The organism is Novosphingobium sediminis (assembly GCF_007991615.1).
Lineage (GTDB): Bacteria > Pseudomonadota > Alphaproteobacteria > Sphingomonadales > Sphingomonadaceae > Novosphingobium > Novosphingobium sediminis.
Genome location: NZ_BJYR01000018.1, coordinates 85,168 through 108,195, shown reverse-complemented (window position 1 = coordinate 108,195; position 23,028 = coordinate 85,168). Strand labels below are relative to the sequence as shown.

Here is a 23,028-nt window from a genome sequence, read left to right as displayed (position 1 = left end):
CTCAGCTGCCGATGACGTGCAGCGCGCACAGCTTGTTGCCATCAGGATCGCGCAGATAGGCGAGGTAGAACGGCGAACCTTCGCGCGGCCCCGGCGGATCTTCGCAGGCGGTGCCGCCATTGGCGCAGCCGGCCGCGTGCCAGGCATCGGCCTGCTCGGGCGTCATCGCGAAGCCGACCGTACCGCCATTGGCGCAGGTAGCCGGTTCGCCGTTGATCGGGGGGGTGAGGAGAAACATGCTGCCGTTGTGCGCATAGATCAGGCGGCCCTTGGGATCGACCATCCCGGGCTGGCCGCCAAATGCTGCGAACGTAGCATCATAGAACTTCTTTGAGCGCTCGATATCGTTGCTGCCGAGCATCACGTGCGAGAACATGGCCTCTCCTTTTTGTAGTCAGCCTGCCAACCGGCTCCGGAAGGAACCAGTGCGAACGGGGGTGTGCCCGCGCGGGGGGCGTCCGGTCAAGGGGCCAGCGAACCGCCCCGCCAGAATTCAGCCGCCCGTATCGCGGCGCGCAATCCCGCGCACGAAAATGCCCACGGCATGCGCCACCTGCCGCTCGATCTCGGCCTCGTCCGGCGGCGGGATCAGCCCGCTGGAGACCCGCAAGTGGATATCCCCGCGCACCATGGCGAGGAATTGTTCGGCGGCGAGGCGCGGATCGGGGCAATCGATCAGCCCCATGGCATGGAACCGGGCCAGCGCCGGGGTGAGCACCGAATAGGCCGCCTCCGGCCCATAGGCGAAGAAGGTGCGCGCCACTTCTGGGAAGCGCTCCGCCTCGGCATGGACAGTGCGGTGGATGACGATGGCATCGGGCTGGCAGAGACGGGTAAGGAAGATCTTGCCAAAGGCCTTCAGCAGCGTGGCGGGATCCGGCGAACTGCCCGCCAGTTCCTCCAGCGGCCCGATCACCGCCTCGCACTTGCGGCGCATCACCTCGTGGAACAGTTCATCCTTCGAGGCGAAGTATTTGTAGAGCGTCGCCTTGGATCCGCCGAGCCGAGCGGCGATCGAGGACATCGACGTGATCCCGTAGCCCTCAAGGGCAAACGCCTCCGCTGCCACGGCGAGGATGTTTTCTCGCCGTTCGTCAGGGCTTTGTCGCCCGAGCCTCACCCTGGTCAGAGTTTCGTTAGTGACCATTCCGTACACTTATTCGCTTGACTTCGCAGAAGCAAGCTTTATCGCGTTAGTGACCGAACCGTACTGTCATTATGGTGTCATTGATGCGCTTCTCTCTCCCGATCAAGCAGGCGGCATTCCTGCTGGGCACCAGTGTGCTGCTGGCAGGATGCGCCGCCATGCCCGATCTCGGTCCGCGCCCTGCCCTGCGCGATCCCGCCACCCTTGGCGCTCTGCCTGCAGACGGTGCGATGCCTCAATGGCCCGGCGATGGCTGGTGGAAGGACTTTGGCGACCCGCAGCTTTCATCGCTGATCGAGGAAGCGCTGGCGGGTTCACCCTCGCTCGCAGTGGCAGATGCGCGCGCCCGCAAGGCAGCCGCCTATGCGCAAGGTGCCAGGGCTGCACTGCTCCCTGCGATCAACGCCAATGCGCAGGCCACTGAAGTCAAGCAGAGCTACAACAACGGCTTCCCGGCGCAGTTCGTGCCCAAGGGGCTGAATGATAGCGGCCGGGCCACGCTCGACCTCAACTACGAACTCGATTTCTTCGGCAAGAACCGCGCCGCGCTGCGCGCCGCCACATCCGAACGCGAGGCTGCGTCGATCGAAGCGCGTGCGGCGCGGCTCGCGCTCGCCACATCCATTGCCGCCGCCTATGCCGATCTTGCCCGCCTTGCCGCCGAGCGCGAGGTGGAAGTGGCCGCCGTCCAGCAGCGCGAGGAAATCGCAGCGCTGGTTGCACGCCGCGTGGCAAGCGGGCTCGATACGCGCGGCGAGCAACGCCAGGCGGATGCCGGAGTGCCGCTGGCACGCGGGGATCTTGCCGCAACCGATGAAGCAATCGCGCTAACCCGCAACCGGCTTGCAGCGCTGCTCGGCGCAGGGCCGGAGCGCGGAGCGGCGATTGCCCTCCCCTCGCAGCGTGTGCTGCCAGCACCCGGCCTTCCCGCCAATCTCGCGCTCGATCTCGTCGGCCGCCGGGCGGATATCGCCGCGGCCCGGCTGCGGGCGGAAGCTGCCGCCTCGCGCATTACCGTGGCGCGCGCTGGCTTCTATCCAAACGTCAACCTGATGGGCTTCATCGGCCTGCAATCGCTCGGCCTCGGCAATCTCACGGCCAAGGGTTCGGACATTGCCGAAGTGGGCGGGGCGATCAGCCTGCCGATCTTCTCCGGCGGGCGGATCCAGGGCAACTACCGCGCCGCCCGGGCCGACTATGACGAGGCCGTCGCGCAGTACGACCAGACCCTCGTGCGCGCGCTCAACGAAGTGGCCGATGCCGCCGCGTCGCAGCGCGCACTCACCGCGCGGCAGGCCGAGGCCCGTGCTGCGCTGGCAGCGTCGGAGGAGGCCTACGCCATTGCGCGGCGCCGCTACGAAGGCGGCCTTTCGCCCTATCTCTCGGTGCTGACGGCGCAGGACGCGCTGCTCAGGAACCGCCAGCTTGTCGCCGCGCTCGATGCGCGCGCGCTTACCCTCAATGTCGAGCTGATCCGCGCCCTTGGCGGCGGATACGGCCCCAAAGCTTGACGAAAGAGCACCCTATGGCTGACCGCGACCCCCAGATCATGCTCGAAGAGACCGAACCCATGGCCCCGCCCCCTCCCCCCACGCCGACAAGCGATGCCGCTGCAAAGCGCAAGCGCGGCTTTACCATTCTCGGCGGCGTCGTGCTGGCGGTGGCGGTGGTCTATGGCGGCTATGAGGCGCTGTTCGGCGGTCGCTATGTCGAAACCGACAATGCCTATGTCGCGGCCGAGATTGCGCCGGTGACTGCGCTTTCCGCCGGAACGGTGATCCGGGTGGCTGCGGTCGACACGATGCAGGTGAAGAAGGGCGACGTGCTGCTCGAGCTTGATCCGTCCGACGCGAAGATCGCCGTGGCCGAAGCCGAAGCCGCCGTCGCGCAGGCGCTGCGGCGCGTGAACCAGACGGTCGAGACGGGCACCGCGCTCGCCGCTCAGGTGCAGGCGAGCGATGCGGACATCCGCCGCAAGCAGGCGCTGGTCGGCGTTGCCTCGGCCAACCTCGCCAGGGCGCGGCTCGATCTGACCCGGCGCGAGGCGCTGGTTTCGGGCGGCGCGGTTTCCGGTGAAGAGCTTTCGAGCGCGCGCAATGCGTTTGCGGCGGCCCAGGGCCAACTGGCGGTGGCCGAGGCAGACCTTGCGCAGGCGCGGGCCTCTCGCGGGTCGGCTGAAGGACAATCAAACGCCAATGCCGCGCTCGTTGGCACCACCGCACCCACCGAAAACCCGGACGTGCTGGCGGCCAAGGCCCGGCTCGATCGCGCCAAGCTCGATCTGACGCGGACGGTGATCCGCTCGCCGGTCGATGGCATCGTCACCCAGCGCAATGTGCAGGTAGGCCAGCGCGTCGCGGCCGGTACGGTGCTGATGACGGTCGTCCCGCTCGGCGAGGCGCATGTCGACGCGAACTTCAAGGAAGGCCAGCTGCGCCGCGTGGCGCCGGGCCAGCCGGTCGAGCTGACGTCAGACCTCTATGGCTCGGGCGTGGTCTATCACGGCCGCGTGGTCGGCTTCTCGGGCAGCACCGGATCGGCGCAGGCGCTGATTCCGGCGCAGAACGCCACCGGCAACTGGATCAAGGTGGTGCAGCGCCTGCCCGTGCGCGTCGCGCTCGATCCGAAGGAACTGAAGGCGCACCCGCTGCGTGTCGGCCTTTCGATGACCGCGACGATCGATACCGGAGCAAAGTGAGGTGAGCGGTGCTGCTGCGCCGGGGGCCGAGCTTCCGCGGCTGAAGGGGTGGCCGCTCCTGCTGGCCGCCTTCAGCCTTGCGCTCGCCAACTTCGTGGTGGTGCTCGACATCACCATCGCCAACGTCTCGGTGCCGCACATCGCGGGCAGCCTCGCCGTGTCGCCCTCGCAGGGGACTTGGGCGATCACGTCCTACTCCGTGGCCGAGGCGATCTGTGTGCCGCTGTCCGGCTGGCTCGCCGCGCGGTTTGGCGCGGTGCGCGTGTTCCTCACTGCGATCACCGGATTTGCGTTGTTCTCGCTGCTCTGCGGGGTTTCACGCAGCCTCGAGGCGCTGATCGTGTTCCGCATCTTCCAGGGCCTCAGCGGCGGGCCGATCATGCCGATGTCGCAGACGCTGTTGACCCGCATCTTCCCGCCGGAAAAAGTGGGAATGGCGCTGGGGCTGTGGAGCATGACGGTCGTCGTCGCGCCGATCCTCGGCCCGATCTTCGGCGGCACCATCTCCGACGACTGGAGCTGGCACTGGATCTTCTTCATCAACCTGCCGATTGTCACGTTCTGCCTTGTGTTTGCGCTGCGCTATCTCCTGCCGTTCGAAACCCCGACCGTGCAGCGACCGATCGACTACATCGGCCTTGCGCTGCTGGTGATCTGGGTGGGCGCGCTGCAGATCGTGCTCGACGAGGGGCGCAACGCCGATTGGTTCGCCAGTTCATTCATCTGCACGCTTGCAGTGATCGCGGTGATCGGGTTCGCCGCGTTCCTGATCTGGGAACTGACCGAAGCCAACCCGGTCGTCGACCTCTCGGTTTTCCGGCAGCGCGGCTATAGCGCCGCGGTGGCCGCCCAGAGCATCGCCTACGCCGGGTTCTTTTCAGCCATCGTGGTCGTACCGCTCTTCCTCCAGACCAACCTTGGCTACACCGCGACTTATGCCGGCTATGCAACGGCCTTCGTCGGCGTTCTGGCGGTGCTCATGTCGCCGGTCGCCGCAGGGTTGATGTCAAGGTATGACGTGCGCAAGCTGATCACGTTCGGCGTCGTCTGGCTCGGCCTCGTATCGCTGCTGCGCACCGGCTGGGCAAGCCAGATGGACTTCTTCACCATCTCGCTGCCGCAGTTCCTGCAAGGGTTCGGCATGCCCTTTTTCTTCATTGGCACGACTTCGCTGGCGCTGGGATCGGTCCGCCCGGATCAGACCGCCTCGGCTGCGGGATTGCAGAACTTCGCGCGCACACTGGCAGGAGCATTTGCCACTTCGCTCGCCACAACGCTTTGGGAACGCGAGGCAAAAATGGCGCACGAGAACCTTGCAGGCCTTGCTCACCCTCTTCCGCAAGGTTTTGGATTTACCACCGAGCAAGGACGGATGATCCTGGAGCGAATCGTCCAGACAGAGAGCGTAACTCTCGCCACAAACGCGATATTCTGGGGCTGCACCGGCTTGTTCGCACTTGCAGCGATGATCGTCTGGATAGCGCCACGACCGCGCAGCGAGATCGATCTCAGTGCCGCTCACTGACAATCAAGATATTGATATATTTAAATTAAACCGCCTATATCAAGCCAAGTCGCGCCAGCCGTTAACCACAGCGTATTGATCATACAAAATCGTATCGTAACAGCAACAAAGCGGTTTTCATTCGAAACTGAACATAAATTTCATCTATATTATAATGTCTTACTGCAAATGCGAGCCAGTTGGTTTTTCGCCCTTTGCGAACGCATAACATGTATGTTAGGTAATCTTCCTGAGGGTCCATACGTGGACTGGGGTCCAATAAAAACATTCGCCAATTACCCTTCGCCGCTCGCGAGGCGCCGCTTTTTTGTGGAGTAGAAAGATGGCCAATCCCCCTGTCGGCTTTATTGCCAGGGCAATGTGTGCAGTTGCTGCAGCATCGCTCATTGCCGCCCCTGTGATGGTCTTCGCCGATGCCGGCGCGCCGACCAAGCACAAGGTGCACAAGAAGAACTGGAAGAAGAAAGGTGTTGCTCGCAAGGGCAAGCACAAGCGTACGCGGTCGGCTCGGTACCTTCCCAAGACGAACACCGTGACGACGACGACGACGACGCCGGCTCCCCCGCCGCCGCCGCCTCCGCCGCCTCCCCCGCCGCCTCCGCCGCCGCCGCCTCCTCCCCCGCCTCCGCCGCCTCCCCCGCCTCCGCCTCCGCCGCCCCCCAAGGTCGGCTATCACCCCAATATGGGCTTCCTCCTCGGTGGGGCTGCTCTGGGTGGCGGTATCGGTGCGATCATCGGTTCGAGCGAGAACAACGACAGCCCCGGCGGCTGATCGCTTTCTTCATTGCCAACAACGGGACGGCCCGGCCTCGCAAGAGGCCGGGCCTTTTCCTTTTGTGCTCGTCACAAAGCGGCTTCACGTCATCAGCCGCAGCGCATTTTCACGCTGCATTTTCAGCTGCATTTCTTAACGGCAGGGCATTTTTAACGGTCGATTGACGCTCGGCTCGCGCCTCGTTTGACGCACCACTCCTAGAACAGGGCCATCGGAACCGACGTGGCTTCACCCCGAGACCCTCGGGGGGAGTTCGGCGCCGAAACCGAAAGGAGAGCAAATAATGTCCCAAAGGAGTTTCTTAACCGCCGCTTTCATACTTGCCTCGGCGCTTGCGCCTTCGCTGGCCGCTGCGGCCACCGCTTCGGATGGCATGGAACAGAGCGTCGCGGTGGTCCGCACGTCTGATCTCAACCTCGCTTCGCCGGAAGGCCAGTCGACGCTCAACGCCCGCATCACGGGCGCCGTCAACCGGGTTTGCGGCACTGCAACCGGTGCGATCAGCATCGAGGAACGTCACGCCATCACGGTGTGCCGTGCCAAGACCCGCAATACCGCTCTCGCGGTTGCGCGGATTCGTGAGGGTCAGATGCTAGCGCAAAGCTGATCCCCACACACCACATCGCCACAACGGTCAGCAAAGGGCCGGGAGCACAACGCTCCCGGCCCTTTCGCGTATGACCGCTCGTTGCCGCAGCGATCGGGCTTTCATGCTGGCGCCGGCGCAGCTGACGAAGCGCTTCGCGCGCTCTTCACCTATCTTTGCCAGGCGAACGCCATTTTTTCACGGCCGATGCACTTTTGACGTTTGGCTCACGCACGCTTGGCGCTGGCCATGACGCAGGCCTCCTAGAAGCAATTCATCGGCAGCGCGAACCGCCGAATTCCCAGAGGAGAGCCACCATGAAGTCCAACATGATCCCCGCCGCCATCATCGCCACCACCGTCGTCCTTGCGGCAATGCTGATCCCCGCCCTCGCCAAGGCGGCTCCGGTAACAGAGGATGCGACCATCCAGGTCGCAGTCGTGAGCACCGGCGATCTCAACCTCTCGAGCGACGAAGGCATGTCGACGCTCAAGGCCCGCATCTCGGGCGCCGTGAACCGCGTCTGCGGCACTTCGACCGGCACGATCTCGCTCGAAGAGCGCATCGCGATCAACGCCTGCCGCGCCAAGGCCCGCACCGCTGCGCTCGCCGCCGTCCGCACGCACTCGGATCAGATGCTCGCCCAGCGCTGAGCAACTTTTCCCGATCGCCACGCCGGCCAGCACGGGCCGGGAGCACATGCTCCCGGCCCGATCGCGCGTTTCGAATCCAGATTGGCTACGTATGTCCCGACAGCGATGGACTTTTTCTACCAAGCATGAATACTTAGTCGAGGAGGCGGGTATGATACGGCCAGATGCAAACGCAACGCTGCTGATGCGGAGGCATCCCTGAGCGCTGCCTCCTCGTCCCGTTCGCGCATCCGTGTTGCCATCATCGGTGGCGGCTGCGCATCGATGGCTGCGGCGTGGGAGCTGACGGCACCGCATCACCGCGGGCGCTACCACGTCACCGTCTATCAGGAAGGCTGGCGGCTGGGCGGCAAGGGCGCCTCGGGCCGGGGTGAGAACGGACGCATCGAGGAGCATGGCCTGCACATCTGGCTCGGCTTCTACGACAACGCCTTCCGCATGATGCGCGCCTGCCATGCCGAACTGGACGCCAAAGGCCTTGGCCATCTCTACGGCGACTTCCGCGACGCCTGGACGCAGGAAAACGACATCGCGCTGTGCTCCGCCAGCGAGAAGGGCGGATTCCAGCGGTGGCAGGTCCACATGCCGCCGCGCGCGGGCTATCCCGGCGATCCGCTCGCGCCCGATGCGGTGTTCAGCCTGCAATACTACATGGCGGGCGCCTTCGATCTCCTCCGCGCGCTGGTGCTCGATACCACGGTCGACGGGCAAGGCCTCGTCACCCGCTTCGACAAGGCCGATGCGACCGGGCCGGCAAGCCCGGCTGAACTGGCCGCGCGGATCAGCGAACTGGCGCGCATGGGCCTGTTCGCTTCGGCCGCCGCGCTGTCAGAAGTGCTCGCCGTGCTGGCAGCGTTGGTCCGTTCGGTGAGCTCGGCAACAGCGGGCATCCTGATGACGGCGGTGGACGCGGTCGCCGTACCGCTGCGCCAATGGATCGAGGACCGCTTCCTCGCCGATGACCGGCTGCGCTTCCTGTGGGAGATCGCCGATCTCACGCTCGCCACGCTGACCGGCTTCCTGCGCTATGGCATCATGTTCGATCCGCGCGGGCTTGATGCGATCGACGATTGCGAGTGCCGCGAATGGATGCGCATGAACGGCGCTTCGCTGCGCTCGCTGCAATCGCCGTTTCTGCGCGGGCTGTACGATCTTTCGATGGGCTACGAGGACGGCGATCCGGAGAAGCCGCGCCTTTCCGCCGGGCAAGGCCTGCGCGGCACCTTGCGCACCTTCTTCGGCTATCGAGGCGCGTTCATGTGGCGGATGCGCGCCGGGATGGGCGATGTTGTCTTCGCGCCGCTCTATACCGCGCTCAAGGAACGCGGCGTGGACTTCCGCTTTTTCCACCGGCTCACTGATATCGAGCTGGATGAGGCAGGCTCGCACGCGGCGCGGCTCAAGTTCGATGTTCAGGCGCACATCAAGGGCGGCGGCGAATACCAGCCGCTGGTCGATGTGCAGGGCCGTCCGTGCTGGCCCTCTGCTCCAGACTACGCGCAACTCAAGCGGGGGAAGGAACTGCTGGCCGAGGGCCGCAAGTTCGAATCGCACTGGGACCGCCGGCGCGAGGGCGAGACCGTGCTAGAGGTCCAGCGCGATTTCGACATGGTCGTGCTCGGTGTCGGCATCGGCGCGGTGCCGCATTGCGCGAACGGCATCGTCGCGCGCGATCCGCGCTGGCAGGCGATGTGCCGCGATGTGAAGACGGTCGCCAGCCAGGCGTTTCAGGTGTGGCTCGACGAAGACCTTGAAGCGCTCGGTTGGCCGGGCCCGGCCTATATCACCGGCGCGTTCGCAAAGCCGTTCGATACCTGGTGCGACATGGCGCATGTCGTGCCCGAGGAAGCGTGGAAACGGCCGCCCAAGACCTCGGTCTATTTCTGCGCCGTGCTGCCTGATCCGCCGGAGCCACCGGCAGAGGGCGACATGACCTATCAGCCGGCACGGGATGCCGAAGTGCGCGCCAATGCCGAGAGTTTCCTCGAAGGTCCGGTCCGCGCGATCTGGCCGGGGGCCTACGACGCCGCCGGGCAATTCCGCTGGGAAGTGCTCAAGGCCGACGAAAGTGGCGGACCGGAGCCAGAAGGCCCCGCGCGCTTCGGCACGCAATACTGGCGCGCCAACCTCAACCCTTCCGACCGCTACGTGATCCACACACCGGGCAGCTGGCGCAGCCGCATCTCGCCGCTCGACCGGACTTATGACAATCTCACCATTGCCGGAGACTGGACCGACAGCGGCTTCCACTCCGGCTGCGTTGAAGGGGCGGTCATGTCGGGACTGCTGGCTGCCCACGCCATTTCCGGTGCGCCGGACCTCAAGGATATCATCGCCTATGACCACCCCTGAGAACCACGACCGAGCGCCCGCTGAACGGATCACGCGCCCTGAGGCGGCCCGCACCGCGCCGCAGCGCAAGCCATCCACCGGCGTGCCGCCCGAACCAGTCGCCGAACCCGCCGCACCGGCACCCGATCCGGGCACCCACGACAAGGACGTCCACACCGTCAACGAGGCGGTCGCGAGCTCGGTGCGGTCTGCCTACGACGTGCTGAGCGAAACCATCGGGCAAGGCCGCAAGGCAGCCGAGCAGTTCCGCGTCGGCGCCTACAACGTGCGCGATGTGCCCGATGATGTGCGGCACATGGCCGCCAATCTGCTCGGCCTTGCGCGGCAGCTCAGCAGCGCGACGTTCGACATCTGCGAGGCGCTGCTGCGGCAGGCCGACGGCATGATGACACCGCCGCCGCCGGGATCGACCCATGTGCCAGCCTTCCATGCGCCCAAGGTCGAACCTGCGCCCCACCATGCCGCTCCGAAGCCGGCTCCGCATCACGCTGCGGCTCTGGACGAGCTCCACTTGCACGTCCAGTTCAATGGCAAGCACACTGCGCGGGCACACACGAAGTCGGTCGCCCGCCCGCAAGTGCCGACCGGGGCCGATCAGATTGCCTGCGACAGCCTCGTCGCACACGGCGGGGGTGCGGCTCCGATCACGAGTATTGCGTTCGAATTGCATCCGACCGGGCATGGCCTCGCGGTCATGGTGATCGTGCCGCATGACCAGCCCAAGGGGATTTACGTCGGCCCGGTCTATTGCAGCACGCAGCCGCTACCGCTTGGCCAACTGGTGATCGAGATCGAGTGATGGCGGTCGAGGGTGCCCTGCTCCAGCGCTATGGTGCCGCCACGCGGGCGGAAGTCATGCGTTATCTCGCGGCGGGTGCGCCTTCGCCGTTCCTTGACGAGATGCTGGCGGAATACCCCTCACGCGGGGGCAAGATGCTGCGCCCGGCGATCTGCCTCGCCAATGCCGCGCTGTTCGGGAACGAGGCACATGCGGCTGCGGTGCGCGCGGCAGCGGCGATCGAGATGCTGCACAATGCCCTTCTCATCCACGATGACGTGCAGGACGGCAGCGAACTGCGGCGCGGCAAGCCCACGCTCCATGCGCTCCACGGGGTGCCGCTGGCCATCAATGCCGGAGATGCGCTGCTCTTCGCCGCATTTGGCCCTCTGATCGATGCGGTATGCCCGCTGGGCGGCCAGGTGATCCGGCAGGTGATGGACGTAACCACGATGATGGCGCGCCAGACGGCTGAGGGGCAGGCGCTCGAACTCGGCTGGCGTGATCGCAACGTCCTTGATCTGACCGAGGCCGACTACATGCGCATGGCGCTCAAGAAGACGGCATGGATGGGGATGATCTGGCCGGCGCAGCTTGGCCTTATCATCGGTTCGCGCGGGCGGCTCGATCCCGAAATGGTGGTGCGCTTCGGCTATTTCCTTGGCCTCGCTTTCCAGATCGAGGACGACTTGCGCAACCTTTCGGAAGATCCCGGCTACGGCAAGGAGCAGAACGGCGATCTGGCGGAAGCCAAGCGGACGCTGATGCTCATTCATGTGCGCGAAGCCTGCAGCGCCGAAGAGCGCGCGCGGCTGGACTGGTTTCTGGGTCTGCGGCGCGAGGAACGCAGCGCGGACGACGTGCGGTGGCTTACCCGCCTGATGCATGAGCACGGTTCGATCGCGCATGCCCGCGCAGTCGCTGCCGCGATGGCGGGAGCAGCGGAGCACGAGTTCGCAGCGGTCTATGGCGCGCTGCCACCATCTGAGGAACGCGCCTTCATCGGCAGCCTCGTGCGATGGGTGTTCGACCGGACATGAGCCGAGCGCTGCTCTATGGCGCCACCGGCTATACCGGCAGGGCAATCGCCGCGGCGCTGGCGGGCGAGCTGGATCTGGTCCTGGCAGGCCGCAGTGAACCGGCTGTACGTGCGGTTGCGGAGCCACTGGGACTGCCGTGGCGCGCCTTTGCGCTGGACGATCCATTGGCGGTCCGCGCGGGTCTTGCCGGCATTGATGCCGTGCTCCACGCGGCCGGACCGTTCGCGGCGACAGCCATGCCGATGCTCGATGCCTGCCTCACGGGCGGCGTGCATTACATCGATCTCGGCGGCGAATGGCGGATAATCGAAGCGCTGTTCGCGCGTGATGCAGAGGCGCGGGCGGCGGGTATCGCGGTGCTGCCCGGTGCGGCGCTGACCCCGGCGGCGACGGACTGCCTGCTGCTAGCGGCTGTCCAGCGCTGGCCAGATACGCGCACGCTGAAACTTGGCGTCTCGGCCGCGCAAGTCGTCTCGCGCGGGAGCGTGGCGACGATGGCGGGGCTGGCCGATCCGGGCACGGTGATCCGGCGCGGCGGCGCGCTGGCAATGGTGCCGGCGGGGAGCCTTACCGCCATGTTCGACTTCGGCACCGGCCCGCAGGAAACCGTTGCGACCGATTGGGCCAGCGTGGTCACGGGCGGCGCACTGACCGGGGTGCCGGATATTGCGATCTATTCGGCGATGCATTGGTCGATGCGCGCGGGCTACCGAGCTTCGGGCATCGGCATGGGGCTGGCCGGTCCGGCGCTCTTCCGGACGGCGGGGGCGGCAATGGCCCGTGTCTGGCCGGAACAACCGGACGAGGCCCGGCGCGATGCAGCGCGCTTTACCATGGTGGCCGAAGCGCATGATCCGTGGCGGCGGGTGCGGCGGCTCGCGATGGAAACGCTCGACGGGTACGGCGCCAGCGTGCGGATCGCCTGCGCGGCGCTCCACCGCGTGCTGGCAGGGAGCGCTCCGGCCGGTGTCTCCAGCCTCGCTGCGGCGTTCGGATCAGGCTTTGCGGTGGAAGCGGGCGCCGCGCGCTTCCTTGCCGATGACAGGAGCACGGCGGCATGAGAACACGCGTCCCCTACGTCCAGTCTGCGGCCAGCCAGCAGGTGCCGCCGCCCTACCATTTCCCCGGCGTCACCGTGAACGCGTTCTACATGAACATCTCGATGGAGCGGGTGCAGCGCTACTGCGACACCTATCTCAACATCGGCGAGGAGAGCACGCGCGAGTATGTCTATCGCCCGCTGGCGGCATGGCCCTATGCGACGGTGCTGTTCCTCGACTACCCGACGATGATCAGCGCCGCCCCGCCCAGCCCCGGCCTGCACGAGGTGCCCTACGCAGACCGCGGGGCCATCAGCCAGACCGAAGTGTTCGTGGCGATCCCGGTGGTGCGCTATGGCCGGGGCGCCAAGCGCCTGATCACCGACACGGCGCTCGAATGGGCCTTGCCGTTCATTGTCGTCGGCAACCCGATGTCGAGCGTTTGCGGACGGGAAATGCTGGGTCTCGGCAAGCTGCTTGCCGACATCGAGAACGGCGTGGGGCGCTATCCGGAAAGCTTCCATGGGCGGATCAGTCTGCCCGGCTGGCCGGACGACGAGCCCGGTACGATGCAGCGCATGCAGGAATTCATGCGCATCGAGACCAAGCCGGTTCTGCCCACACCGGCAGGAACCCAGCCGCCCTACCGTTCGCTCGCCACGCTGATGGAAAGCCCCGAAGCATCGAAGCTGGTTGGCGGCATGGCCAGCGTTTCAAACTTCATCGACAGCTTCTCGCTCGGCCTCATCCCCACGTCGATGCGCACGGTGGGCCTCAAGCAATACCGCGACGCCGCCGATCCCCAGCGCGCGGTCTATCAGGCACTGGTCACTTGCCGCGCCCAATACCTCAACGTGCGCGATGTCCGCTTTTATAACGAGTTGGATATCGACATGTATTTCAACGACATCGGCAGCTTCCACGAGATCCTTGAGGTATTCCTCGAGGTGGGCGCGCAGCCGACGGGCAAGCCCCATTCCGTCAACACGGTGGCAGCCTTGCGGTTCGAGGCGGACATCAATTTCGACACCTTGCGGGTGATCCGCGAGTTTCCCATCGACCGCGATGGCCTGCCGCCGACCCCCGGCGCCAGCGATCTCGTCTCGCGCTGGTATCGCCCGCTGCGCGGCTTTTTCGGTCCCCGCAGAGGAGTGGGCCTGCCATGACCGTGTTCCTTGAATCCTTCGCGACCGACCAGTTGCTGCCGCCGTGGCAATCGCTCGGCATGCGGATGTGGCAATTCGTCATCGCGGTCGACCGCAAGCTGATCGCGGCCTATCTCGATACGCGCTTCAATGCCGCGGCGCCGGACCGCGCGCCGTTTCACTACACCCCGCTGCCGGGCAAGACCTACGGCCTGCTCTGCGTGGCGCGGCACGAGCACTTTTCGAGCTGCTGCGACGGGCGGACCGGACGCGACACCACCAGCCACACCGAGCTTACCTGGACGTTCCCTGCCCTGCGCTACAGCGTGAACCCGGACAACCTGCTGGTCGATCCGCTGCAAGTGTGGGTCGAACCCTTTGCGTTCGACGACAACAGCTACGTGATGTTCTCGGCCCGCGAGATCTTCGGGTCCGAGATGGACATGGCTGTGATCCGCATGGAGGAAGGCGAATGCCCGGCTGACCTCAGGATCGACATGGCGATCGAAGGCATGGCAAAGTTCGATCCCAGGGCGCGGAGCCAGAGCATCGGCTGCATGCGAATGGGCCTGAAGCCGGGCACGAGCGAGGCTGACCTTGCCGGCCTGCGCACCGACGATGCCGATCTCGACGCTTTCGTCGACAACCTGATGGCTGACGGCATCTTCACCGGCAGCACCGCCACAGATGCCCGCACCGGCATGGAAGTGAATACCCTGCGCCAGTTCCGCGATGTGTTCGATATGGACCTCGCCGCCTACCGCGCGATTGTCTCCTCGACCACGCAGCACAGCAACGTCCGCGATCTGGCGTTCTTTTCGGGGGCGGATACGGTGGTGGAATTCCTCTGTTCGGACAGCCTCGAGGAAACGATCCACGCCATGTTCGGCGCGCGGCCGCACAATGCGCGATCCATGCTCGAAACTCCGCCGCCCCTGCTGAACGCCAAGGGGACGCCGGATACGGACTGGAACCTGAACTACATGCCCATCGAAGTGGCGATGGTGATCTGCTATACCGCCGATGCCCACTTCCACATCGACAAGACCCTGCACACCTACGGCCAGACCGCTTGATTATTCTCCGGGCGCTGGCCCCGAATCAACCGCGCGGCGCACGGCGGACTTGAAATCGAACGGCACCCAGGCGGCGCAATCGGGCCACTGCCCGGTCTCCTGCCAATAGCGGCAGAGGCCAAGCCGATGGCACACGCGGATGAAGCGCGGGTGGCTGAGCAGGCAGCTCCACGGTCCGAGCGCGACGCCAGGATAGAACAGGCTCGGTGATGGTCCGGCGGGATCGAACACATGGCTGTAGTCCGCCAGCTCGACCAGTTCGAACGCCATATCGGGAAGGCCGATGAAGCCGAGCCCGGTCGGCAGGCTGAGCGTGATCGTGCCGGTCTGTTCCAGCAATCCGCGATAGCGCGCGGCGCGGGTTTCCTTGACGGTCATGTCCCTGCTGAACACCGCCTCGACATAGGAGCGCACCGCCGCCAGATCGCGCGCCTGCCAGCCATCGAACTGATCGATCTTGCTGACGTTGCGATAATAGACTTCCGGATAGCCGAGCGAGCCGGCCCAATTGAGCAGCGCCATGAGGATGCCGGCATTGTTCGGCCAACGCTGGTGCACCTCTTCCAGCATGCTGACCGACGTATCGTAATCGCCGACATAGGCCCGCATTTGTGCGACATGCAGCCGCGCCGCGGGCATCAGCGGGTTGAGCTCGCAGGCCTGCTCGGCATAGGCGAGCGCATCGCGGAACCGGCCGACGCCCCAGCAGAAATTGCTCATGTCCGTCAGGGCAGCGGGATCGCGCGGGGCAACTTCCAGCGCCTGCAGCAGCAGCTTCTCGCGCACCGCGTGATGGCCCCACGGCTCCAGCATGGCGAGCGCGCGGTAGGCGCCGCCGCGGCGGGGATCGAGCTTCAGCGCAGTCTGCGCCGCCTCGATCACGGCTTCGCGTGCTTCGGCATAAGGCAGCGCGCCGCGCCCGCCGCGCAACACCTGCGCGCGGGCAAGCGCGAGCAGTTCCCACGCCGGGGCATGATCCGGGGCATCGCGAACAACCATCTCGAGCAGCGGCACGGCATCGCTCGCGGTATTGTCGAACTGCGCATCGCCATCGGCGAGCAGGCCCCGCGCGCGCAGGAAGCGCTCGTAGGTCGCTGGTGCCAGCGTCGGAATTGGCGTGCTGGGCAACAGCGTCAGCTCAAGCGCAGCGGCGACTTTCTCCGCGATCGAATCCTGCAGCGCGAAGACGTCCTCGAGATCGCCGTCGAATCGTTCGCTCCAGACTGCGCGGTGGCTGGCGCACTCGACGAGTTCGGCGGTGATGCGCAGGCGCTGGCCGCTGCGCCGCACCGAACCATCGAGCAAATGCGAGGCGCCGAGCGCGGCGGCGACCTTGGCGATGCTCTTGTCGGGACCGCGGAACTGGAAGCTGGACGCGCGCGCAACCACCGCGATCCCGGTACCGCGCGCCACGGTGCGCTGGATTTCCTCCGAAACGCCATCGCAGAAATCGGCAAGTTCGGGATCGGAGGAGAGATTGTCGAAAGCCAGCACCGCGAGCACGAGCCCGTCATTCGCGGGCGCCGGCAGTGGGGTGGCGGGCGGCGAAACGGGTGCGGCAACGACCAGCGGTTCGGCCACCAGCGCTTCGCTGCGCAGCGCGGCATCAACCAGCGGACCCGGCGCAACGCCGATTTCAGCCGCGAGCAGATCGCGGAACGCCTGATACCGGATATGCGCGGCGGCCCGCGCTCCGGTGGCGATCTCGGCGCGGATCAGCGCAGCGACAGCCGTCTCGCTGAGCGGATCGCGGCGTAGCCATGCGGCGGCGAGAGCCTTCACCCCGGCGGAATCACCTGCCTCTTCGCGCGCGGCGATATGGCGGGCAAGACCATCGGCCATCCGCGCATCGATCTCGGCGCGGGCGACATCGAGCCATTCGCCATAAGCCCCGCCGAGTTCGAGGTCCTGAAGCAGAGGAGCGGCGCCGACGCCGTCGATCAGACGGGCTGCTTCCTCCCAATCGTGGCTGGCAAGCGCGCCGCGCACGGCGAGCACGTCGCACGCGAAGGCCCCGGGAAAGAGGGTGACCGTCTCTCGCGTGGCGATGAGGTGATCGCCGTCGCTTTCTGCACTGCCTGAAAGCACACCGCGCAATTCGAGCAGGCACTGGCGCAGGCTGGCGCGGGCCTGTGCATCGCTCCGATCACCCCAGAACAGGCCAGCGAGACGCTCGCGGCCCATCGTCTGTTCCGGAGCAAGCAACAAGGTGGCGAGCAAGGCCCGCGTGCGGCGGCCCTGAATCGGAATGGCCGCACGATCGGGCCCGGCGAGGCGAAACGGCCCGATGAGCTGGACGTGGAAGCGGGCAATGGCGGCCGCATCGCGCCCAAGTTCTGTCGTCACCGCACCCATGCGAATCTTGTGCCCGCCCCTGTCACTTACGTAACATTAGCGTGAATTGTGCCGTTTTGGCGACAACTTAATATGCGAGGCACAAGTCAAACCGCTGCCTGATCGGGCGATTGGCGTGCGCTCACAACGGCGCTATCGCCACGCGCCGCTTTCGTCCGAGGTCATTCCCACCGCGCGGTATGCCGCATCGATCAGCGCCTGCCCGCGCGTATTGACGAGGATGCCTGCACCCATCCGATTCATCGTGTAGCCCATGCTCAGGCCTGCCGCCGGATCGGCAAAGCCGACGCTGCCCCCCATGCCGACATGGCCGAACGCGCTTTCGCCGAGGATCAGGCTGTCGCCGCCGGTCGGCCGATTGTCGGTGCTCGCCATGAAGCCCATGGCAAAGCGCATCGGCTGGCAGAGCACGGCATCGCTTTGGGTCGCTGCGCAGACGCGGCCCATGCGGTGCACCCGGTCGGCCGAGACAATGTTGCCGCCCCCGGTTGCCAGCGGCGCATACATACCAGCAAGCCCGCGCGCATTGGTGATGCCGTTGGCGCTGCCGATCTCCGCCGCATGGATCTCGCGCGAGTTGAAATTCGCGCCGCCCTGATTGGTGAGGAAGAGGTTGGGGAGGCTCCCCGGCTCGGTCGTCGCCTTGCGAAAGAAGTCGGAAGCGAAATTCACTTCCGCCGGATCGGCCGCGATCATCGGCGCGACGCGCGCTTCCTCGCTTTCGGGCAGGCCGATGTGGAAATCGAGGCCGAGCGGCCCCGCCACGTTTTCGCGGAAGTACTGCCCCATCGGCACACCGGCAACGAGGCGCACGAGTTGGCCGACCGTCCACGCATAAGTCAGACCATGATAGCCCTGCCGCGTGCCCGGCTCCCAATGCGCAGCCTCTGCGGCGACGCGCGCGGTCATGTAGTCCCAATCGGCCAGCCCGCCCTTGCGGATCGCTTCGCGCACATGGGGAACGGGCGAAGTGTGCGACAGCATCATGGCGACGGTGGTCGCTTCCTTGCCTGCGCTCGCGAACTCCGGCCAGATCTCGCCCACCGACGTTTCGTAGGACACCTTGCCCTGATCGACGAGCATGTGGAGGCACAGCGCAGTCGCCGCCTTGGTGCAGGAATAGACGATCCCGATCGTGTCGCGGCCCCATGCCTCGCCGGTTTGCGCATTGGCGAGGCCGCCCCAGAGATCGACGACCGAGCGGCCGCCCAGCGTGATCGCAACGCTCGCGCCGACTTCCTTGCGCTCCTCGAAATTGCGGCGGAACTCGGCGAGGACCCCGGTGAACTGCGCATCGCAGTGGCCGGAAATCATGCGGCCATCGGCCAGTTCAATCGCGATTGCGCTCATCTCAGGGAGAAGTCCTCTGGCTTGAAGGTCTTGGTCATCTTCCAATAGTCGACCAGCCGGTAGGGCAGCAGCGCAAAGACGCGGCCTGCCTCGTTGCGATACCAGTTGGTGAGGCCCTTGTGGGTCCAGACCATCCTCGCATGGCGCTCGTCGACATCGGCAACATAGGCGTCATGCGCCTCGGGCGTCACATCGATAGCCTTGGCGCCGGTTTCCAGCACTTCGCGTAGCGCGGTCAGGATCAGGCGCATCTGGCATTCGGTGATGAAGATGACATTCCCGCCATGCGCGAGGCCGGTGTTGGGGCCCATCAGCATGAAGAAGTTGGGAAAACCGGGAACCATCGTGCCGATATAGGCCGTGGCATCATCCGGACCCCACACCTTGTGCAGATCGCGGCCACCCTCGCCGGTGATCGTCATGGGGCTCAGCATCTTGCTCGCCTGAAAACCGGTCGCGTAGATGATCACATCCGCCTCGACTAGCGTGCCATCGGCCATCACGACGCCTTCCGGCACGATCTTCGCGATCCCGCCTGTCAGCAGATCGACATTGGGCCGCTGCAGCATCTCGTACCAGTTGTTGTCGACGAGAATGCGCTTGCCATAAGGCGGATAGCTCGGCGTGCACTTGGCGATGAGGTCCTCGCGCCCCGCGAGCTTCGATTGCAGGAACCGCTCCATAAACTGGCGGTGCCGCGCGTTGACCTGATTGATCGACTTGCCGCCATCGTCCCACGCCGGATCGACCTGCAGCGAGGCATGGAGCCCGTCCGCAAAGGCCCAGAACAGCTGGAACCGATACCACCGCGCGAAGAACGGGACGTGGGCGAGTACCCACTTCATGCCTTCGGACACTTCGGCGAAGTAGTTGGGATTGGGCACCACCCAGTGCGGCGAGCGCTGGAGGATCGTCAGCTTCGCGACATCGGGCGCGATCGTCGGGCCGACCTGCTGGCCGGAAGCGCCGGTGCCGACCATCACCACGCGTTTGCCCTTGAGGTCCAGCCCTTCCTGCCACTGCGCAGTGTGGACCGCCGTGCCGGCAAAAGTCTCGCGCCCCTCGATATCGGGCAGCTTGGGCCGGTTGAGCACGCCGACGGCCGAGATCACCGCACGCGCCTTCAGATGCGTGACCGCACCGGATGCATCGCGCGTTGCCACATCCCAGGTTCCGCTCGCGCTGTCATAGGTCGCGGACGAAACTTCGGTCTCGAAGCGGATGTGTTCACGCACGCCATACTTGTCGGTCGCGCGTTCGAAATAGGTCCACAGCTCCTCGCGCTTGGCGAAGAAGTGCGACCATTCGTGGTTGAGCTCGAACGAGTAGGAATAGAAGTGGTTCGGCGTATCGACCCCGCAGCCGGGGTAGAAGTTCTCGTACCAGCTGCCGCCGACCGCCGCGTTCTTTTCGATGATCGTGAAGGGAATGCCCGCCTGCCCCAGCCGGATCGCGGCGCAGACGCCCGACATGCCAGCGCCGATGATCACCACCGGGAAATGTTCGAGCGCGGCAGGTTCCGGACGGTGCCGCCAGATCAGCCCGCGCGGATCGGGCTGGGCAGCCTCCAGATCCTCGCGCATCATCGCAGTGTAGTCGGCGCTGACATGCTCGCCGACAGCGGTCGAAAGCATCTCCTGCAGAAAATCGCCTTCGGGCAGCGGCGGCAGCGGATCGCCGGTCCGCGCGTAATCAAGCAGCGTGTCCGCCAGCCGCGTACGGATTTCCGCGCGCAGGTCATCGGGCATCGTCTCGTGATAGTTCATCGGCCCGGTTATGTGCGGGCGGGCGCGTTCGAGCAGGCCATGGTCGCCGGTCAGCTGCACGAGCACGAGCATCAGCGTAGCGGGATCCGCTTCAGCCAGTGCGGCGCGCAGCGCGGCAGGATCAGCGGCCAGTGCCGACAGGTCCACGGAATCGGCCCCGGATGCAGCCGGGTGCTCCATTTTCAGCGTGGTCAAGCCACTCTCCCTCAATATCACTTGCCATCTACCTAACGGAACCTGTATCTACGCGCCAGTAGATAAAAAATGCACGCAGTTTCAAAGCTGCGAGGGATGAGGGGAAAAATCATGGTTCGCCGCCACCTATCGATTCGTTTCGATTCCGCAGCTCGCCGCACGGCGCTGGCTGTGCTTCTGGCTGGAACCGCGCTGGTCGCCACGCCTGCCGTGGCGCAGGAAGCCGCCCAGTCTGCCGATCAGCCGACCGAAGGCCTCGCCGACATCGTGGTGACGGCCACGCGCAGTTCGGAATCGCTCTCGAAGGTCGCCGCCTCGGTCTCCGCCGTCTCGGCTGCCGATCTCGGCGTCGGCGGCGTGAAGGACGTCGCCTCGCTCGCCACCGCGATCCCCAACCTTTCGGTGGGCGACCAGTTTGGCGTGAACCGCATCTTCATCCGCGGCATCGGCCTCACCTCGATCGACCTCGGCGCAGACGGCGGCGTTGCCTTCCTGCAGGACGGCGCACAAATCGCCCGCCCCGCCGCCCAGCTTTCGGGCTTCTATGACCTTGATCGCGTCGAAGTGCTGCGCGGGCCGCAGGGCACGCTCTATGGCCGCGGCGCGACGGCGGGCGCGATCAACCTCATCACCAAGAAGCCGACCGACCACGTCGACGGCTACCTGCGCGCCAGCTACGGCAACTACAACGCCATCGCGCTCGAAGGCGCGGTCGGCGGGCCAATTGCGGGCGACAAGCTGATGGCCCGCGTCAGCGCCAAGTTCGACAAGCGCGACGGTTACGGCATCAACGAATTCACCGGCGCGCAGATCGACGACCGCAATGCCTATGCCGTGCGCGGCACGATCGTCGCCAAGCCTTCGGAAGACCTCGAAGTCACCCTCTCCGGCGAATATTTCAACGAAGACGACAGCAACTACGCCTTCCACTACTTCGGCCCGACGGTGGCGCCGGAGAACCTGCTCGGCTCGATCCTCGGCGGCAAGTCGCTGTTCACGGTGGCTGCCGCTGCGGGCAAGCCGGCCAACATCCGCAACATCTGGTCGGATCAGGAACCCCTCAACCAGCGCCACGGCTACAGCTTCACCGGCACGATCGACTGGAACAAAGGTGACCTCGACGTGAAGTCGATCACCTCGTACCACAAGTTCAAGCGCTTCAACCGCGACGACCTCGACGCGTCCGACGCCAACATGTTCGGCCAGAACAACTACATCGAGGACAGCAAGAGTTTCAGTCAGGAGTTCGTCGGCAACTACAAGACCGACAAGCTCGATATCCTGTTCGGCGCGAACTACTTCCACGAAAAGCTCTACGGCGAAGTGCGCGTGCCGCTGACCAACCTTGCCGTGCTGCTCAAGATCGCCGGGCAGGTGCCGCCGTTCGTTCCCGACAACGCGTTCGACAGCTTCAACTACCTGCAGAACGGCACCGTCACCATCGATGCGCTGGGCTTCTATGCGCAGGGCACCTACGCGCTGACCGACAAGTTCAAGATCACCGCCGGCGGCCGCTTCAGCCATGAAAAGCGCAAGGGCGTCGGCACGTTCGACTTCCTCGGCAGCGTGAACACCGACAAGGCGAAGAGCTGGAACGCCTTCACCCCGACCGTGACGCTGAACTATCAGGCCAACGACAGCACGCTGCTCTACGCATCGGTCACGCGCGGCTTCAAGTCAGGCGTCATCAACGTCGGTTCGCGCAACGACGTGATCAACCCCGAGTACGTCTGGAGCTACGAACTGGGCCTCAAGACCGCGACGGCGGACCGCAAGCTGCAGGCCAACATCGCCGCGTTCTACATGGACTACACCGACCTGCAGGTCGGCTTCGTCGATGCGACCAGCGTCGTCACCACGGTCAACGCCGCCTCGGCGCGCAACTACGGCATCGAGGCCGAGCTCAAGGCGAAGCCGCTGCCCGGCCTGACGCTCGAACTGTTCGGCACCTACCTCAACGCCAAGTATCGCAAGTTCGTCACCGGTGATTACCGCCAGGCGTTCAAGCAGATCAGCGTCGCCGGCAACCGCCTGCAGAACGCGCCGGAATTCTCGTTCCGCGCGGGCGCCGATTACGACATCCCGCTCGGCACCGTCGGCAAGCTCAACGCCCGCGCCGAAGTGAACTGGCAGGACCGCGTCTACTTCACCGAATTCAACAATGCGGATGCGACGCAGGCACCCTATGCCCTCATCAACGCCGGGCTGCGGTTCACTTCGTCGAACGACAAGTATTACGTCGATGTCTGGGGCCGCAACCTCGCCAACAAGCTGGTCATCACCAACAACATCATCACCGCCCCGCTGTTCAGCAGCGTCCGCGTCGGCTCGGTCGCCCCGCCGCGCACCTACGGCGTGACGCTGGGGGTGAATTTCTAATCGGCTGAAATATACCCCCAACCCCGCTCATGCTGAGCTCATCGAAGCATCTGGCGCAACGCTAGCGCCAGATGCTTCGTCCTTCGACAAGCTCAGGATGAGCTCAGGATGAGTTCAGGGTGAGCGGAGTGGGGATTGGGGTGCCACCCCCCTAAAGCCCGATGACAT

Annotated in this window: 18 protein-coding genes; 13 read left to right on the top strand and 5 right to left on the bottom strand. The window is 65.4% G+C overall.

Annotation, left to right across the window (positions count from 1 at the left end; all coding sequences use genetic code 11):
• Position 1: 1 nt before the first annotated feature.
• Together NSE01_RS13770 and NSE01_RS13765 are read right to left on the bottom strand one after the other, a co-directional pair.
• Positions 2–376 (bottom strand): VOC family protein, encoded by a 375-nt coding sequence (locus NSE01_RS13770; RefSeq protein WP_147160217.1) that lies wholly within the window; start codon positions 374–376, stop codon positions 2–4.
• 117 nt (positions 377–493) lie between these two features.
• Positions 494–1,069: a TetR/AcrR family transcriptional regulator gene (locus NSE01_RS13765; protein WP_246135210.1), complete on the bottom strand. Its 576-nt coding sequence runs from the start codon at positions 1,067–1,069 to the stop codon at positions 494–496.
• Positions 1,070–1,230: 161 nt separating this feature from the next.
• On the opposite strand from NSE01_RS13765, the gene NSE01_RS13760 reads away from it, so the two are divergent.
• The 12 genes from NSE01_RS13760 to NSE01_RS13705 all read left to right on the top strand — a co-directional run bounded on the left by NSE01_RS13760 (position 1,231) and on the right by NSE01_RS13705 (position 14,815).
• Positions 1,231–2,658, top strand: a complete 1,428-nt coding sequence (locus NSE01_RS13760; RefSeq protein ID WP_147160215.1) for an efflux transporter outer membrane subunit — start codon at positions 1,231–1,233, stop codon at positions 2,656–2,658.
• A 14-nt stretch (positions 2,659–2,672) separates the two neighbouring features.
• Positions 2,673–3,845 carry an HlyD family secretion protein gene (locus tag NSE01_RS13755; RefSeq protein ID WP_147160214.1) on the top strand — a complete coding sequence of 391 codons (1,173 nt, stop codon included), beginning with the start codon at positions 2,673–2,675 and terminating at the stop codon, positions 3,843–3,845.
• 1 nt (position 3,846) lies between these two features.
• The gene (locus tag NSE01_RS13750) at positions 3,847–5,370 is read left to right on the top strand and encodes a DHA2 family efflux MFS transporter permease subunit (RefSeq protein ID WP_147160213.1); all 1,524 of its coding nucleotides are present in this window, start codon (positions 3,847–3,849) and stop codon (positions 5,368–5,370) included.
• A gap of 322 nt (positions 5,371–5,692) precedes the next feature.
• Entirely contained in the window at positions 5,693–6,142 is a 450-nt protein-coding gene (locus NSE01_RS21335; protein ID WP_170233839.1) for a hypothetical protein, read from the top strand.
• 286 nt (positions 6,143–6,428) lie between these two features.
• The gene (locus NSE01_RS13740) at positions 6,429–6,752 is read left to right on the top strand and encodes a UrcA family protein (protein ID WP_147160212.1); all 324 of its coding nucleotides are present in this window, start codon (positions 6,429–6,431) and stop codon (positions 6,750–6,752) included.
• Between the two features lie 296 nt (positions 6,753–7,048).
• On the top strand, positions 7,049–7,384 hold the full coding sequence (locus NSE01_RS13735; RefSeq protein ID WP_147160211.1) for a UrcA family protein: 336 nt from the start codon (positions 7,049–7,051) through the stop codon (positions 7,382–7,384).
• A gap of 129 nt (positions 7,385–7,513) precedes the next feature.
• A complete protein-coding gene (locus tag NSE01_RS13730; protein ID WP_307725990.1) occupies positions 7,514–9,736 on the top strand; it encodes an FAD-dependent oxidoreductase in 2,223 nt (740 codons plus the stop codon).
• Complete coding sequence (locus tag NSE01_RS13725; RefSeq protein WP_147160209.1) at positions 9,723–10,535, top strand: hypothetical protein; 813 nt, start codon at positions 9,723–9,725, stop codon at positions 10,533–10,535. Before NSE01_RS13730 ends, NSE01_RS13725 begins: the two co-directional genes overlap by 14 nt.
• Complete coding sequence (locus tag NSE01_RS13720) at positions 10,535–11,554, top strand: polyprenyl synthetase family protein (protein WP_147160208.1); 1,020 nt, start codon at positions 10,535–10,537, stop codon at positions 11,552–11,554. Before NSE01_RS13725 ends, NSE01_RS13720 begins: the two co-directional genes overlap by 1 nt.
• Positions 11,551–12,615 carry a saccharopine dehydrogenase NADP-binding domain-containing protein gene (locus NSE01_RS13715; RefSeq protein ID WP_170233845.1) on the top strand — a complete coding sequence of 355 codons (1,065 nt, stop codon included), beginning with the start codon at positions 11,551–11,553 and terminating at the stop codon, positions 12,613–12,615. Before NSE01_RS13720 ends, NSE01_RS13715 begins: the two co-directional genes overlap by 4 nt.
• Complete coding sequence (locus NSE01_RS13710; protein ID WP_147160206.1) at positions 12,612–13,760, top strand: hypothetical protein; 1,149 nt, start codon at positions 12,612–12,614, stop codon at positions 13,758–13,760. Before NSE01_RS13715 ends, NSE01_RS13710 begins: the two co-directional genes overlap by 4 nt.
• A complete protein-coding gene (locus tag NSE01_RS13705; protein WP_147160205.1) occupies positions 13,757–14,815 on the top strand; it encodes a hypothetical protein in 1,059 nt (352 codons plus the stop codon). The genes NSE01_RS13710 and NSE01_RS13705 overlap by 4 nt, the downstream gene beginning before the upstream one ends.
• Here NSE01_RS13705 and NSE01_RS13700 read toward each other — a convergent pair whose 3' ends face one another.
• The 3 genes from NSE01_RS13700 to NSE01_RS13690 form a co-directional block, all read right to left on the bottom strand.
• On the bottom strand, positions 14,816–17,161 hold the full coding sequence (locus tag NSE01_RS13700) for a BTAD domain-containing putative transcriptional regulator (protein WP_170233844.1): 2,346 nt from the start codon (positions 17,159–17,161) through the stop codon (positions 14,816–14,818).
• A gap of 141 nt (positions 17,162–17,302) precedes the next feature.
• Positions 17,303–18,520, bottom strand: a complete 1,218-nt coding sequence (locus NSE01_RS13695) for a serine hydrolase domain-containing protein (protein WP_147160203.1) — start codon at positions 18,518–18,520, stop codon at positions 17,303–17,305.
• Entirely contained in the window at positions 18,517–20,481 is a 1,965-nt protein-coding gene (locus NSE01_RS13690) for a flavin-containing monooxygenase (RefSeq protein ID WP_147160202.1), read from the bottom strand. Before NSE01_RS13690 ends, NSE01_RS13695 begins: the two co-directional genes overlap by 4 nt.
• Positions 20,482–20,592: 111 nt before the next feature.
• Here NSE01_RS13690 and NSE01_RS13685 point away from each other — a divergent pair, with 111 nt between their 5' ends.
• Positions 20,593–22,860: a TonB-dependent receptor gene (locus NSE01_RS13685; protein WP_147160201.1), complete on the top strand. Its 2,268-nt coding sequence runs from the start codon at positions 20,593–20,595 to the stop codon at positions 22,858–22,860.
• Positions 22,861–23,028 lie beyond the last annotated feature (168 nt).